Origin of the sequence: Cellulosimicrobium sp. RS (assembly GCF_046159675.1) — a bacterium.
Taxonomy (GTDB): Bacteria; Actinomycetota; Actinomycetes; order Actinomycetales; family Cellulomonadaceae; genus Cellulosimicrobium; species Cellulosimicrobium funkei.
Genome location: NZ_JBJXVU010000001.1, coordinates 195,492 through 209,523 on the forward strand (window position 1 = coordinate 195,492; position 14,032 = coordinate 209,523).

A 14,032-nucleotide genomic window follows, 5' to 3' on the forward strand; every position below is an offset into this window, starting at 1 on the left:
ACCTACACTGGCCCCAGCACCGCACGACGACGTGGAGGTCCCGTGCCGCGCACTCCCGCACCGCCGCCCCGCTCCGAGGAGCACCCGCGCCGCCCCGACGCGCGCCGCGACCCGCGCTCCGTGCGCGCCGCCTACCGCTCGTTCCTCGACCACGGCGTCCTCCCGCGCGGCGTCCACCCGCTCGTCGCCGACTCGTGGCGCCGGTCCGTGCACAGCGGCGTCGACCCGGAGGCGCCCCGCACCGACTCGGGCCTCGCCCACGACGACCTCGTCGCCTACCGCGAGGCGCACCCGCTCGCGGGCGTCATGCCGGTCGTGCGCGAGCTCGTCGTGGACGCCGCCGCCGACGACGGCCTCGTCGTCGCCGTGTCCGACGACGCGGGCCGCCTCCTGTGGGTCGAGGGCGACCGGGCGCTGCGCGACGCCGTCGACCGGGTCGGGTTCGTCGAGGGGTCGGTCTGGCGCGAGGAACGGGTCGGGACGAACGCGCCCGGCACCGCGCTCGCGACGCGCAGCCCGGTCCAGGTCCTCGGCGCCGAGCACTTCTCCCGGCCCGTGCAGGCGTTCAGCTGCACGGCCGTGCCCGTCCACGACCCCGCGAGCGGGCGCGTCCTCGGGGTCCTCGACGTGACGGGGCGCCAGTCCGCCGCGTCGGGCGTCGTGCTGTCGCTCGTGCGCGCGACGGTGCTGAGCCTCGAGCGCGAGCTCGCCCAGCGCGCTGCGGCGACGGGTCCCGACGACGGCCCGGGCCGGCTCCCGGGACCTCCCCGCGACGGCGCGCCCGAGCTGCTCGTGCTCGGCACGGCGCCCGTGCTGCGCTCGCCGGACGGTCTCGACCACCGCCTCTCGCTGCGGCACGCCGAGATCCTCGTGCTCCTCGCGACGCACCCCCGCGGGCTGTCCGCCGACGAGCTCGCCGTCCTGCTGCACCCCGGCGAGCTCTCCGACGTGACCGTCCGCGCCGAGGTGTCGCGCCTGCGGCGCGTCGCGGGCGCGCTCCTCGCGGGATCGCGCCCCTACCGGCTCGCGCGACCCCTGCGGACCGACGCCGACGTCGTGCGGGACCACCTCGCGGTGGGCGACGTCCGCGGCGCCGTCGCCGCCTACCGCGCGCCGCTCCTGCCGCGCTCGGGCGCGCCTGCCGTCGAGCACCTGCGCGCCGAGCTCGCGGCCGAGCTGCGCACCGCCGTCGTAGCCGCGGGCGGCGCCGACGTGCTCGACGCGTGGACGCGCACCGACGACGGCGCCGAGGACCACGCCGCGTGGACGCGGCTGCAGCGCGTCACGGACCACGGCAGCCCGCTGTGGCTGCGCGCCCGCGCCCACCTCGACCTGCTCGACGACGAGCTCGCCTGAGGTCGGGCAGGGGCCGCCCGCTGCAACGGTCCTGCAACCCTGCGCCGCCTACCGTCGGCCGCACGGCGCGACGAGGCGCCGGGCCGCGCACCGCCGTCGGACGCTCCCCGCCCGACGGCGACCTCCCCCAGGGCGCGGCGAGGACCAGCACTGCGAGTCAGCACTGCGAGGAGGCAGACGATGACGGTCTACGCAGCCCCCGGCACGGACGGGGCGATCGCCGAGTACAAGGCCCGGTACGACCACTGGATCGGCGGCGAGTACGTCGCGCCGGCCGGCGGGCAGTACTTCGAGAACCCGAGCCCCGTGACGGGCCGGACCTTCACCGAGGTCGCGCGCGGCACCGCCGACGACATCGAGCGCGCGCTCGACGCCGCGCACGGCGCAGCCCGGTCGTGGGGCCGCACGAGCGCGACCGAGCGCGCCAACGTCCTCAACAAGATCGCCGACCGCATGGAGGAGAACCTCGAGCGGATCGCCGTCGCCGAGTCGTGGGAGAACGGCAAGCCCGTCCGCGAGACGCTCGCCGCCGACATCCCGCTCGCGATCGACCACTTCCGCTACTTCGCGGGCGCGATCCGCGCGCAGGAGGGGTCGATCTCCGAGATCGACGAGGACACCATCGCGTACCACTTCCACGAGCCGCTCGGCGTCGTCGGCCAGATCATCCCGTGGAACTTCCCGATCCTCATGGCCGTGTGGAAGCTCGCCCCGGCGCTCGCGGCGGGCAACTGCGTCGTGCTCAAGCCCGCCGAGCAGACCCCCGCGTCGATCCTCTTCCTCATGGACATCGTCGGGGACCTGCTGCCGCCCGGGGTGGTGAACGTCGTGAACGGGTTCGGCGTCGAGGCGGGCAAGCCGCTCGCGTCCAGCCCCCGCATCCGCAAGATCGCGTTCACGGGTGAGACGACGACCGGCCGCCTGATCATGCAGTACGCGAGCCAGAACATCATCCCGGTCACGCTCGAGCTCGGCGGCAAGTCGCCGAACATCTTCTTCTCCGACGTCGCCGACGCGCGCGACGACTTCTACGACAAGGCTCTCGAGGGGTTCACGATGTTCGCCCTCAACCAGGGCGAGGTGTGCACGTGCCCGTCGCGCGCCCTCATCCAGTCGTCCATCTACGACACGTTCCTCGGCGACGCGATCGAGCGCACGAAGGCGGTGCGGCAGGGCAACCCGCTCGACACCGAGACGATGATCGGCGCGCAGGCGTCGAACGACCAGCTCGAGAAGATCCTGTCGTACATCGAGATCGGCAAGGCCGAGGGCGCGAAGGTGCTCACGGGCGGGTCGCGCGCCGAGCTCGGCGGCGACCTCGCGGGCGGGTACTACGTGACGCCCACGATCTTCGAGGGCAAGAACTCGATGCGGATCTTCCAGGAGGAGATCTTCGGGCCCGTCGTCGCGGTGACCGACTTCTCCGACTTCGACGACGCCATGACGATCGCCAACGACACCCTGTACGGGCTCGGGGCCGGCGTCTGGTCGCGGTCGGGCAACACCGCCTACCGCGCGGGCCGCACCATCGAGGCCGGGCGCGTGTGGACGAACTGCTACCACGCGTACCCCGCCGCCGCCGCGTTCGGCGGCTACAAGGGCTCCGGCGTCGGCCGCGAGAACCACAAGATGATGCTCGACCACTACCAGCAGACGAAGAACCTCCTCGTCTCCTACTCGGCCCAGAAGCTCGGCTTCTTCTAGCCCAACCCCACCCGCCCTGCCCGCCCTACCGACCACGGGCTCGGCTCCCCCCGGGGCCGCCGAGCAGGTGGTCTTGGCTCGTCCGGCCGTCCGGACGGACCACGACCACCTGCTCGCGGCGCCGGGATCGCCTGGTCGGCCGACACCTGGAGAGTTTCGTGGTCGACGACGTTTCCTCGGTCCGCCCGGTTGGCGCGACACCCGCGCGCGTCGCGCTCACCGACGACGCCGCGGCGCTGCTCGCGCGGCTGCGGACGGTCCACGGCGAGCTCATGTTCCACCAGTCCGGCGGGTGCTGCGACGGGTCGTCGCCCATGTGCTACCCGCAGGGCGAATTCCTGCTCGGCGACGCCGACGTGCACCTCGGTGACCTCGTCGTCGACGCGCCCGGTCGCACGGACGGTCCCGGCGCGGACGGCCCCGCCGGGGCGGACGGCCCCGCCGGGGCGGACGGCGCGGCGGGCCGGTTCGTCGTGCCCGTCTGGATGAGCCGCGCACAGTTCGAGTACTGGAAGCACACCCACCTGACGATCGACGTCGTGCCCGGCCGCGGCGCCGGGTTCAGCGTGGAGGCGCCCGAGGGCGTGCGTTTCATCATCCGGTCGCGCCTGCTCACCGACGACGAGTGGGCGGCGCTCGACGTGGCCTAGGCTGACCTCACCGACGGGCTCCACGACGGGCCCGACGGCGGGCCCTACGGGGCCCCGACGGCCCGGAGAGGAGGCGGTGCGATGAACGACCTGCTCGTCGTGGCGCGCGACCTCGCCTCCGCGCTCACGCTCCTGCTCGGCACGTCGACCCTCACGGCCACGCTCTTCCTCCTCGGCGCCACCGCCCTCGTCGCGGCCGTGGCTGCCGTGGCCGCGCGCTGGGGCGCACCCCTCGCGCTCGGTGTGGCGGCTCGCCCCGCGGGCCGCCTGCGCGACACGGTCGACGTCGGTCCCGCCGTCACGCAGAGCGACCCGGACGCCCCGGGTCGTGCCCGACCCCGGGCTCCCGGCCGACTCCTCGGCTGATCACCCGGCCGAGGGGCCCCACCCGCACCCGCGTCGCTGCGCGGCGTGCTGCTGCCTGCCCACCGCAGGGTGATCGGCGAACGCGTACCCCGCACGTTCGACCGAGGACACCACCATGAACCTGCTCGACCTCCCGCTCGTCTCCACCGTGCTCGACGCCGCGTACCGCGCGCTGATGGGCCTGTCCGACCTGCTCGAACCCCTCGCGGGCGGCGCCGCGGCCGCGGCGGCCGTCGTCCTGCTGACGCTCGCCGTGCGCGCCCTGCTCGTCCCCGTCGGCGTGTCGCAGGCGAAGGCGGAGCGCGACCGCGCGCGTCTCGCACCGCGGCTCGCCGAGCTCCAGCGTCGGCACCGGAACGACCCCGAGCGGCTGCGGCGCGCAACCGTGGAGCTCTACACCCGCGAGGGCACGACGCCGCTCGCGGGGTGCCTCCCGATGCTGGCCCAGGCGCCCGTGGTCGGGGTGGTCTACGCGCTGTTCCTGCACGCGGAGATCGCCGGCCACAGCAACGCGCTGCTCGGCCACACCCTGTTCGGCGCGCCCCTGGGCTCGAGCCTCGTCGGCGGGCTCGGGGCGGGTGGTGTGCCGACCGTGGTCGTGGCCGGCGTGGTCGTGCTCGCGATCGCCCTCGTCGGCGAGCTCACGCGCCGCGCCTCCCTGCCCGGCGGTCGGCTCGCGCTGCCCCGGACGACGCCCGGTGCCGACACCGGGCCGAGCATGTCCGGTGCGGCGGTGCTCTCCGGCCCGGGCCTGCAGAACGCGCTCGGTGCCCTGCAGTTCGTCACCGCCGTGATCGCCTGCTTCGTGCCCCTCGCCGCGGGCCTGTACCTGCTGGTGACGGTGACGTGGACCCTCGGGCAGCGCCTCGTCCTGCGCCGCCGGTACCCGCTCGTCGCGACGGCGTAGCGGAGGCCGCGGGGCTGTCCAGCGGACCGTCGGCCGCGCGAGAGTGTCGGGGTAGGGCCGACCTGTCGCCCTTGCGCGAGGCCGTCAGCGCGCTCCCCGCAGCCCCGGGGCGGCCTGGGGGCGGGCCGCGGCCCGCCCGCGGGTCACAGCGCCGCGAACCGGCCGACGGCGACGAACACCGCGAGGGCGAGCAGCACCACGTTCGCCGGGACGGCCTTCGCCTCGCCGAGGCGCCGGTGCAGGGGGATCGCGCCGACCTGCGTGAGCGCGAGCCCGACCGCGGCGACGGGGGTGAGCACCGGCGCGACGCCGAGCGCCCAGGGCAGGATCACTCCGACGGCGCCGGCCACCTCGAGCCACCCGATGGCGCGCACGCCCGCCGCGCGCTCGGGCGTGACCCACCGCATCTGCTCCTGGAGCACGGGGATCGGGCGCAGCGCCTTCATGAGCCCGGCGCCGAGGAAGGCGGCGGCGAGCAGACCGGAGGCGATCCACAGGGCGACGTTCATGCGTGAGTCCTTCGAGAGGAGGCGGCGACGGCCCAGGATGGCCGGTCACTCTTTGTGCCTGGGCACATGATGGGTAACCATGAGCACCGGTACAAAAGGCACACCGGTGTGCGTGAGGCACACGGAGCAGCACCCGGAGAAGACGGAGACACCCATGACGACGACGCCCAGCACGGACGTGCCGGTGGTGCGCGAGCTCGCCGAGCGCCACGGCATCCCGGTCGACCGCGGCTGCGCCGCGGCGGAGGCGACGAGCGAGGTGCGCTCGGTCCTCGACCGGGTGGGCGACAAGTGGAGCGTCCTCATCCTGGGGATGCTCTCCGCCGGCCCGCAGCGCTTCACCGAGCTGCTCCACGGGATCGACGGGATCTCCCAGCGCATGCTCACCCTCAACCTGCGCCAGCTCGAGCGGGACGGCCTCGTGAGCCGCACCGTGCACGCCGTCGTGCCGCCGCGCGTCGACTACGCGCTCACAGGGCTCGGCGAGACGCTGCTGCCGCCCGTGCTCGCGCTGGTCGAATGGGCGCTCGCCCACACGCGCACCATCCGCGAGAACCGAGACGTGTTCGACGCGCGGCGCCCCGCGGGCTGACGGGGCCGTCCTACCCGCGGGGGACCGAGCGGGTCGGACGCAGGGCGGTCAGCCCGCGAGCGGGTCGGCCGCGCGCAGGTACCAGGGCTCGTACCGCTCCAGCGAGAGCGTCCAGAGGCCGGGGGCGCCCGCCGGCACCGCGAGGCACACGTTGCCGGTCACGGTGTCGCCCGAGCCGATGAGGCCCGTGCTCACGAGCGCGTGCGGCACCGCGCCGCACCCGCTCTCGGCGTGGACGCCGTCGTCGCCGACGAACCCGACGTCGACCGCGCCCCACGCGGTCACCTGCGAGCTGGACCCGGTGTAGGTGGCGGTGACGGGCACGATCCAGTACTCGACGCCGTCGGGCGGCGGGGCGTTGACGTCGTCGTGCGCGAGCACGTCCGCGGTCGCCTCGTACGGCTCCTCGAGGAGGACCTCCCACTCCTCGCCGCCGATCGTGTACCCGTCGAACAGCCACGGGTCGTCGCGGGTGCCCGTGCCCTCCCAGTCGCCCTCGGGCCAGTCCTCGTCCGACCAGCCGTCGCCCGGCCACTCGTCGCCGTACGCGTCGTCGGTCGGGGCCGTGACCCACGCGGCGATCCGGGCGCCGGCGTCGGTCGCGACGCCCGCGGCGTACCCCGTCCCGCCCCCGACCACGAGGCACACGACCCCGACGAGCAGCCCGACGGCCGTCCGAGACAGACCGCCACGCCCCGGTGCCGCGCGCGGCGGGGCCGGCTGCGGGACGTGGGGGTGCGGCGGTCCCGGGTGCGGTGCGAGGGGCTGCGGGGCGCCCGCGTACGGAGGGCCGGGGTGCGCTGCGGACGGCGGCGCCGCGTACGGGTTCGGGTGCGCGGCCGGGCCGGGGGAGGAGGGCGGCGGGCCGGGAGGGGGCGTCGGCGAGGACGGCGGCGTCACAGGGGTGCTCATGGTGCTCCGGTGTCGTGCGGGCGGGCGCCCGGACGACAGGTGCCACCGTGCGTGGCCGGATGCTCCCACACTGCGGTCTCCGCCGTCGAGGGCGATGGCACGCGCCCGTGAGCACGGCCTCGGTGCCGCCGCCGGGTGGGGCGACGGCACCGGGGCCGTGGAGGGCGGGAGACCGCGCTACGGCTGGTCCACCTCGGAACCCACGAGGAACTGCGAGTACGCCCCGATGGTGAGGAACGTCGGGAAGTCCTCGGCGAGCGCGACGGCGCGGAACACGTGCGCGGCGTCGTCGATCCGGTTCCCCGGGGTGCGCGGCAGGTCGTCGACGATCTCCGCGAGCAGCGCCTCGACGCGCTCGCGCGTGATCGGCACGCCGTTCTCGGTGCGCGTGCCGGACGCGATCCACTGCCACACCTGCGACCGCGAGATCTCGGCCGTCGCGGCGTCCTCCATGAGGTGGTCGATCGCGGCGGCCCCGACGCCGCGCAGCCACGACTCGAGGTACCGCACCCCGACGGAGACGTTCGAGCGCAGCCCCGCAGCGGTGACGGTGGCCCCGGCCCGGCGGGCCGACCCGATGTCGAGCAGCTCGTGCTGGCCCACCCGGACGTCGTCGCGCTGCCGCGAGACCTGGTTCGGCGCGTCCCCCAGCACCGCATCGAACTCGGTGCGCGCGACCTCGATGAGGTCGGGGTGCGCGACCCACGTGCCGTCGAACCCGTCCGTCGCCTCCCGGCGCTTGTCCGCGCGCACCTGCTCGAACGCGCGCTCGGTGACGTCCGGCCGACGGCGGTCCGGGATGAACGCGCTCATGCCGCCGATCGCGTGCGCGCCGCGCCGGTGGCACGTCTGCACGAGCAGCTCGGTGTACGCGCGCATGAAGGGCGCGGTCATGGTGACCTGCGCGCGGTCGGGCAGCACGTACGAGTCGCCGCGCGTGCGGAACGCCTTGATCACGGAGAACAGGTAGTCCCAGCGCCCGGCGTTCAGCCCGGCGCAGTGGTCGCGCAGCTCGTGGAGGATCTCCTCCATCTCGAACGCCGCGGGCAGCGTCTCGATGAGCACCGTGGCGCGGATCGTGCCCTGCGGCAGGCCGAGGTAGTCCTGGGCGAGCACGAACACGTCGTTCCACAGCCGGGCCTCGCGGTGCCCCTCGAGCTTGGGCAGGTAGAAGTACGGGCCTCGCCCGCGCGCCACGAGCTCGTGCGCGTTGTGGAACAGGTACAGCCCGAAGTCGACGAGCGACGCCGACGCCGAGACGCTCACGCCCGCCCGGTCGACGTACCGCATGTGCTTCTCGATGAGGTGCCACCCGCGCGGGCGGAACACGATCGTCGGGAGGTCGGTGAGCGTCGTCGAGCGCAGGCGGTACTCCTTGCGGTGCTCGCCCGAGCCGGTCGTGTGCGTCAGCGTCCCGCGGATCGCGTCGTGCAGCGCGAGCTGGCCCTCGATCACGTTGCGCCACGTGGGGCTCGACGCGTCCTCGGCGTCTGCGAGCCAGACCTTGGCGCCGGAGTTGAGGGCGTTGATCGTCATCTTGGGGTCGGTCGGGCCGGTGATCTCGACGCGGCGGTCCTCGAGTCCCGGCGCGCCGGCCGAGCCCGCGACGCGCCACGACGGGTCGTCGCGCACGGGCCGCGTCGAGGCGCGGAAGTCGGGGTCGATGCCGTCCGCGACGTCCTGGCGGCGCTGCTGGCGGTCCATGAGCAGCTCGTGGCGGCGCGCCACGAACCGGTCGTGCAGCAGCGTGAGGAAGTCGAGCGCCTCGGGCGTGAGGATCTCGCGGTAGCGCTCGCCCAGCGTGCCGGTGACGCGCAGGGTCCCGGTGACCCGCGGGCTGCTCGCGGGGGCAGGGGACGACGGGGGAGAGGTGGTCGTGGTCAGCGTGGTCATGGCGTGCTCCGAAGGTCGATGTCGCGAGGTAGAGCTCTGGCAGGCCGAGGTAGGGCTTGGGTCCCGCGAGGTAGAGGCGTGGTCATGACCAGGCCTCTACCTCGCGGGACCGCTCCTCTACCTCGCGAAGGGCTTAGTGGAACTGGGCGGTCTCGGTGGACCCGGCGAGCGCGAGGGTGGCGGCGTCGGGGTTGAGAGCCGTGGCGACCCGGTCGAAGTAGCCGGTGCCGACCTCCCGCTGGTGGCGGGTGGCGGTGTAGCCGTCGGCCTCGGAGGCGAACTCGGCCTCCTGCAGCTCGACGTAGGCGGACATCGCGCGCTCGTTGTAGCCGCGCGCGAGCTCGAACATGGAGTGCGAGACGGCGTGGAAGCCGGCCAGCGTGATGAACTGGAACGCGTAGCCCATCGCGGCGAGCTCCTTCTGGAAGCTCGCGATCTGGGCGTCGTCGAGGTGCTTCTTCCAGTTGAACGACGGCGAGCAGTTGTAGGCGAGCTTCTTGCCCGGGTGCTGCGCGTGGACCGCCTCGGCGAACGTCCGCGCGAGCTCGAGGTCGGGCTCGCCCGTCTCGACCCAGATGAGGTCGGAGTACGGCGCGTACGCGAGGCCGCGCGCGACGACCGCGTCGAAGCCGGGGCGCACCCGGTAGAAGCCCTCGGACGTGCGCTCGCCGGTGAGGAACGGCTGGTCGCGCTCGTCGACGTCGGACGTGAGGAGGTCCGCGGCGAGCGCGTCCGTGCGGGCGATGACGATCGACGGCACGCCCGCGACGTCGGCCGCGAGACGCGCGGCGTTGAGCGTGCGGATGTGCTGGCTCGTGGGCACGAGCACCTTGCCGCCGAGGTGGCCGCACTTCTTCTCGGACGCGAGTTGGTCCTCCCAGTGCACGCCCGCCGCGCCCGCGGCGATCATCGAGTGCATGAGCTCGTAGGCGTTGAGCGGGCCGCCGAACCCGGCCTCGGCGTCGGCGACGATCGGGGCGAGCCAGTCGCGGTCGGGCGCCTGCCCGTCCGACGCCGCGCGCTCCGCCGTCTCGATCTGGTCGGCGCGCAGGAGCGCGTTGTTGATGCGGCGCACGACGGCGGGCACGGAGTTGGCGGGGTAGAGCGACTGGTCGGGGTACGTCTGTCCGGACAGGTTGGCGTCGGCCGCGACCTGCCACCCGGACAGGTAGATCGCCTTGAGGCCCGCCCGCACCTGCTGCACGGCCTGGTTGCCGGTGAACGCGCCGAGCGCGGCGACCCACTCCTCGGTGTGGATGAGGTCCCACAGCGTCTCGGCGCCGCGGCGGGCGAGCGTGTGCTCCTCGCGCACGGAGCCACGCAGCGCGACCACGTCCTCGGCGGTGTAGTCGCGCTGCAGGCCGGCCCAGCGCGGGTCGGTCGCCCACTGCTCGGCGAGCTCGGCGGCGCTCTGCGTCTGGTCGCCCGGACGGGCGGACGGGCGCGAGGCGTCGCCCGGGGTCGGGGCGGAGCCGGGGCCGGTGACCGTCGCCGTCGTCGCGACGGCGCCGAGCGGGCGGGCGCCGCCCGCGTACTCGGACGGGGAGCGGCGGCTGACGATGGTGGGCCTGTTCACGGGTGCCTCCTGGTGGTGCGCCGGCCCGCGTGGTGCGGGCCGGCCGGGCCGGTCGGTGGACCTCGGCGAGGTCCGTGCTTCGACCTTCCTCCCGCCTGCAAGCCCTTCTCAAGCCAGATCGGACGAAAGAAACGCGGTTCTTCTCTTGTGCGCAAGGAGTGGCGCGTGTCACTCTCAGTCATGGCTATCCCGACGACGCGACCGGCCGGAATCGCGGAACATGCGGAAATCCCGCTCGAGAGCGAGCCCGACGCCCTGACGATCGGCCGCAGGATCCGGCACCTGCGCACCGCGCGCGGCATGACCCTCGACGAGCTCGGCGCCGCGATCGGCCGCGCGCCGTCGCAGGTGTCGCTCCTCGAGAACGGCAAGCGCGAGCCGAAGTTCGGCCAGCTCCAGGCGGTGGCGCGCGCGCTCGGCGCGAGCCTCGACGACCTGCTCTCGCCGGAGGCGCCCTCGCGCCGGGACGCGCTCGAGATCGAGCTGGAGCGCGCCCAGCGCGGCCCGCTCTTCGACGCGCTCGGGCTGCGGCCCGTGCGGGTGGGCAAGTCGCTGCCCACCGACGCGCTCGAGACCATCGTCGCCCTCGAGCGCGAGCTCCAGCGCCTGCACACCGAGCGCGCCGCCACGCCCGAGGAGGCGCGCCGCGCGAACGCGGAGCTGCGCGCGACCATGCGCGCGCAGGACAACTACTTCCCCGAGCTCGAGGACGCGGCGGCCGGGCTGCTCGACGGCGTCGGGCACGCGGGCGGGCCGATGCCCCAGCGCGTCGCGGCCGACCTCGCCGCCCACCTAGGCTTCACGCTGCACTACGTCGGCGACCTGCCGCACTCCACCCGGTCCGTGCTCGACCTGCGCCACCGCCGCGTGTACCTGCCGAGCAACGGGATGCGCGGGCGGTCCAACGCGACGTCGGCGCTGCTCCAGGCGCTCGCGCCGCACGTGCTCGGGCACGCGGAGCCGCGCGACTACCGCGAGTTCCTCCGCCAGCGCGTCGAGGCCAACTACCTCGCCGCGGCGCTCCTGCTCCCGGAGCGGCACGCGGTCAAGGCACTGCGCGCCGCGAAGGACGCGCGCGAGATCTCCATCGAGGACCTCCGGGACGCGTTCGCGGTGTCGTACGAGACCGCCGCGCACCGGTTCACCAATCTCGCGACGAAGCACCTCGGCATCCCGGTGCACTTCATGAAGGTGCACGAGTCCGGGGTGATCCACAAGGCCTACGAGAACGACGGCGTGCGCTTCCCTGCCGACCCGCTCGGCGCGGTCGAGGGGCAGTACGTGTGCCGGAGCTGGACCGCGCGCACCGTGTTCGCCGTCGAGGACCGGCTCAGCCCGTTCAGCCAGTACACGGACACCCCGAGCGGCACCTACTGGTGCACGTCGCGCGTGCAGGCGTCGGCCGACGGCGAGTTCTCCGTGAGCGTCGGCGTCCCGTTCGCGCACGTCAAGTGGTTCCTCGGGCGCGACACGACCGAGCGGCTCGTGTCCCGCTGCCCCGACGGCGCGTGCTGCCGCCGCCCGCCCGACGACCTCGCCGACCGCTGGGCCGGCCACGCCTGGCCGAGCGCCCGCCCGCACGCGTCGATGCTCGCGGCGATGCCGACCGGCGCGTTCCCCGGCGTCGACCAGACCGAGGTCTTCTCGTTCCTCGAGGCCCACGCGCCGGGTTAGCCGGCCCGTGCCTGCGCGCGCTCCGCCCGGTGCGCGCCGTCCGTGCGAGCCGGGTCGGCGGACGCCGGTCGGCCGTCAGCCGATCGAGCCGCCCTCGACGGGCGCGACCATCGCGTCCTTGAGGCGCGCGGTGTCGGCGTCGGTCCAGCCGTCGGGCGCGTGCAGCGCGGCGAAGCCGTCGGCGTACTCGAGCTGGTAGACGTGCCCGTGGCCGGGCGGGATGTCGGACGCGGCCGCGACGAAGAGGTCGCCCGTGAGCTGCCAGAACGTGACGAACGGGTACCAGCGCACGTCGCCGAGCACGTCGGGCCCGCGTGGCTCGCGGAGCCAGTCGGGCTCGGACCACAGGGTCTCCGGGCCCCACCAGGTGACGCCGTCGGACGCGTGCTGGAGGTACACGACGCGCGGCTCGTCCCAGCGCGGGCCGGGGCCCCAGAGGTCGGCGACGCCGGTCGCGACCGGGTCGCCCCAGCGGACCTGGCGGCCGTCGTCCACCACGGGTGCGTACTCGAGCGACCCGGGGTCCCGCGCGTCGGTGAGCTCGCGCCACATCGGCGTGAACCCGGGCGTCCCGGTGAACATCGCGCCGTCGGAGCGAGCCTCGACGTCCTGCACGCCGCTGAACGCGCCCTGCATCCCGAACGACCCGAGCGAGATGCCGAACGCGAGCAGGCGCGGGCGGTCGCCCTCGGGCAGGTCCGACCACCGCGCCCACACCGCCTCGAACAGCGCCTTGCCCGCGGCGGGCGGGGTCGAGCGGTCGCCGACGAAGCTGATCCAGCTCGGCAGGTAGGAGTACTGCATGCTGGCGATCGCGGTGTCGCCGCCGTGCATGAGCTCGAGCGCCTCGACCATGGCGGGGTCCACCCAGCCGGTCCCGGTCGTGGTCGCGACGACGAGGACGGACCGGTCCCACGCGTCCGTCCGGTCGAGCTCGTCGACGACGCGGGCCGCCGTGGCGTCGAGGTCGCCCTCGGGGTCGAGGCCCGCGTACGCGTGGATCGGCTCGCGCACGTCCGCGGGGTCGACGACGTCGCCCGCCGCGGCGAACGCGCGCAGCTCGTCGAGGGTCGGGCCGGAGACGACGAACTTGCGCCCCTCCGCGCCGAGCGAGTCCCAGGGCTCGAGGGAGTCGGGGGAGCCGGACCGTTCGGGGAGCGTCGGGGGCGTGAGCCGAGGGCTGATCTCGGCGTTCGCCGCCGCGTAGACCGAGTTCAGCGCGCTGAGCGTGCCTGACCAGATGACGCCGTTGAACAGCAGGACCACGACGACGGCGACCGCGACGCCGCTGACGAACCGCGCCACGGGGGCAGGCACGACCTTGCCGACGAGGACGCTCAGCCATCGGGCGACGCGGCGCAGGCCGCGGCCCGCCTGGAGCACGAGCAGCGCGACGGCGAGCGCCGCGAGCAGCGTGACGACCTCGCGTCCGGGGACATCCTCCGACATGCCGAACAGGTGCCGCAGCTCGATCTGGCGCCGCGCCCCGAGGATCAGCGCCAGCGGCACGAGCACGACGGTCGCCCCGGCGAGCACCCACCACGCGATCCGGCTCGCGCGCGCGGTCCACCGGATCCGCAGCCCGACCTTCACGGCGAACCACTCGACGAGCGCGCCGACGGCGTACCCGCCGACGGCGCTCACGCCCGAGATCACGGCCTGGTAGTACCAGGCGCGCGGGATGAGCGACGGCGTGAACGACAGGCAGAACCAGGCGAGCGCGACCACGAGCCCGGTGGCGGAGAACCGCCGGAGCCACCGCCCCCACGCGCCGTGCCGGGGGCGCTCCTCGTCGACGGGCTCGGGGGCGCGGGTCTCCGTCGTGGTGGGCTGCACCTCGCGATCGTAGGCGCGGCGCCCCGAGCCGTCCCCTCGAACGGCCGGGGCGCCGTC

General features: G+C 74.6%; 12 protein-coding genes. 7 read left to right on the top strand and 5 right to left on the bottom strand.

All coding sequences use genetic code 11. From position 1 onward, the window contains the following. Positions 1-42: 42 nt before the first annotated feature. The 5 genes from ACI769_RS00840 to ACI769_RS00860 all read left to right on the top strand — a co-directional run bounded on the left by ACI769_RS00840 (position 43) and on the right by ACI769_RS00860 (position 4,983). Positions 43-1,356 (top strand): GAF domain-containing protein, encoded by a 1,314-nt coding sequence (locus ACI769_RS00840; protein ID WP_085388299.1) that lies wholly within the window; start codon positions 43-45, stop codon positions 1,354-1,356. Positions 1,357-1,536: 180 nt separating this feature from the next. Next, positions 1,537-3,060 carry an aldehyde dehydrogenase family protein gene (locus ACI769_RS00845; protein ID WP_085388298.1) on the top strand — a complete coding sequence of 508 codons (1,524 nt, stop codon included), beginning with the start codon at positions 1,537-1,539 and terminating at the stop codon, positions 3,058-3,060. Positions 3,061-3,218: 158 nt separating this feature from the next. Then, positions 3,219-3,710, top strand: coding sequence for a DUF779 domain-containing protein (locus ACI769_RS00850; RefSeq protein ID WP_085388297.1), 492 nt, complete (start codon positions 3,219-3,221; stop codon positions 3,708-3,710). Positions 3,711-3,791: 81 nt separating this feature from the next. Continuing rightward, positions 3,792-4,076: a DUF6412 domain-containing protein gene (locus ACI769_RS00855; RefSeq protein WP_034653680.1), complete on the top strand. Its 285-nt coding sequence runs from the start codon at positions 3,792-3,794 to the stop codon at positions 4,074-4,076. A gap of 115 nt (positions 4,077-4,191) precedes the next feature. Continuing rightward, positions 4,192-4,983, top strand: a complete 792-nt coding sequence (locus tag ACI769_RS00860; RefSeq protein ID WP_043654817.1) for a membrane protein insertase YidC — start codon at positions 4,192-4,194, stop codon at positions 4,981-4,983. 143 nt (positions 4,984-5,126) lie between these two features. On the opposite strand, the gene ACI769_RS00865 is transcribed toward ACI769_RS00860, so the two are convergent. Beyond that, positions 5,127-5,492, bottom strand: coding sequence for a DoxX family protein (locus tag ACI769_RS00865; RefSeq protein WP_085388296.1), 366 nt, complete (start codon positions 5,490-5,492; stop codon positions 5,127-5,129). A gap of 154 nt (positions 5,493-5,646) precedes the next feature. On the opposite strand from ACI769_RS00865, the gene ACI769_RS00870 reads away from it, so the two are divergent. Next, the gene (locus tag ACI769_RS00870) at positions 5,647-6,084 is read left to right on the top strand and encodes a helix-turn-helix domain-containing protein (protein ID WP_081600010.1); all 438 of its coding nucleotides are present in this window, start codon (positions 5,647-5,649) and stop codon (positions 6,082-6,084) included. Positions 6,085-6,132: 48 nt separating this feature from the next. Here the strand turns inward: ACI769_RS00870 and ACI769_RS00875 are convergent, their stop codons facing one another. From ACI769_RS00875 to aceA, 3 genes are all read right to left on the bottom strand, one after another. Continuing rightward, positions 6,133-6,996: a hypothetical protein gene (locus ACI769_RS00875; protein ID WP_137280196.1), complete on the bottom strand. Its 864-nt coding sequence runs from the start codon at positions 6,994-6,996 to the stop codon at positions 6,133-6,135. 177 nt (positions 6,997-7,173) lie between these two features. Continuing rightward, positions 7,174-8,889, bottom strand: a complete 1,716-nt coding sequence (aceB, locus tag ACI769_RS00880) for a malate synthase A (RefSeq protein ID WP_034653672.1) — start codon at positions 8,887-8,889, stop codon at positions 7,174-7,176. Between the two features lie 133 nt (positions 8,890-9,022). Further along, entirely contained in the window at positions 9,023-10,465 is a 1,443-nt protein-coding gene (aceA, locus tag ACI769_RS00885; RefSeq protein WP_232322602.1) for an isocitrate lyase, read from the bottom strand. A 180-nt stretch (positions 10,466-10,645) separates the two neighbouring features. Between aceA and ACI769_RS00890 the strand changes: the two genes are divergently transcribed. After that, positions 10,646-12,139: a helix-turn-helix transcriptional regulator gene (locus tag ACI769_RS00890; RefSeq protein ID WP_061266961.1), complete on the top strand. Its 1,494-nt coding sequence runs from the start codon at positions 10,646-10,648 to the stop codon at positions 12,137-12,139. Positions 12,140-12,214: 75 nt separating this feature from the next. On the opposite strand, the gene ACI769_RS00895 is transcribed toward ACI769_RS00890, so the two are convergent. Continuing rightward, positions 12,215-13,975, bottom strand: coding sequence for an alpha/beta-hydrolase family protein (locus tag ACI769_RS00895; protein ID WP_198163087.1), 1,761 nt, complete (start codon positions 13,973-13,975; stop codon positions 12,215-12,217). Positions 13,976-14,032: the final 57 nt, after the last annotated feature.

Bases quoted from the DNA above. Each gene is read 5' to 3' on its own strand.
- aceB (WP_034653672.1), bottom strand. From the start codon at position 8,889: ATGACCACGCTGACCACGACCACCTCTCCCCCGTCGTCCCCTGCCCCC.
- ACI769_RS00845 (WP_085388298.1), top strand. From the start codon at position 1,537: ATGACGGTCTACGCAGCCCCCGGCACGGACGGGGCGATCGCCGAGTAC.
- ACI769_RS00855 (WP_034653680.1), top strand. From the start codon at position 3,792: ATGAACGACCTGCTCGTCGTGGCGCGCGACCTCGCCTCCGCGCTCACG.
- ACI769_RS00870 (WP_081600010.1), top strand. From the start codon at position 5,647: ATGACGACGACGCCCAGCACGGACGTGCCGGTGGTGCGCGAGCTCGCC.
- ACI769_RS00890 (WP_061266961.1), top strand. From the start codon at position 10,646: ATGGCTATCCCGACGACGCGACCGGCCGGAATCGCGGAACATGCGGAA.
- ACI769_RS00875 (WP_137280196.1), bottom strand. From the start codon at position 6,996: ATGAGCACCCCTGTGACGCCGCCGTCCTCGCCGACGCCCCCTCCCGGC.
- ACI769_RS00865 (WP_085388296.1), bottom strand. From the start codon at position 5,492: ATGAACGTCGCCCTGTGGATCGCCTCCGGTCTGCTCGCCGCCGCCTTC.
- ACI769_RS00860 (WP_043654817.1), top strand. From the start codon at position 4,192: ATGAACCTGCTCGACCTCCCGCTCGTCTCCACCGTGCTCGACGCCGCG.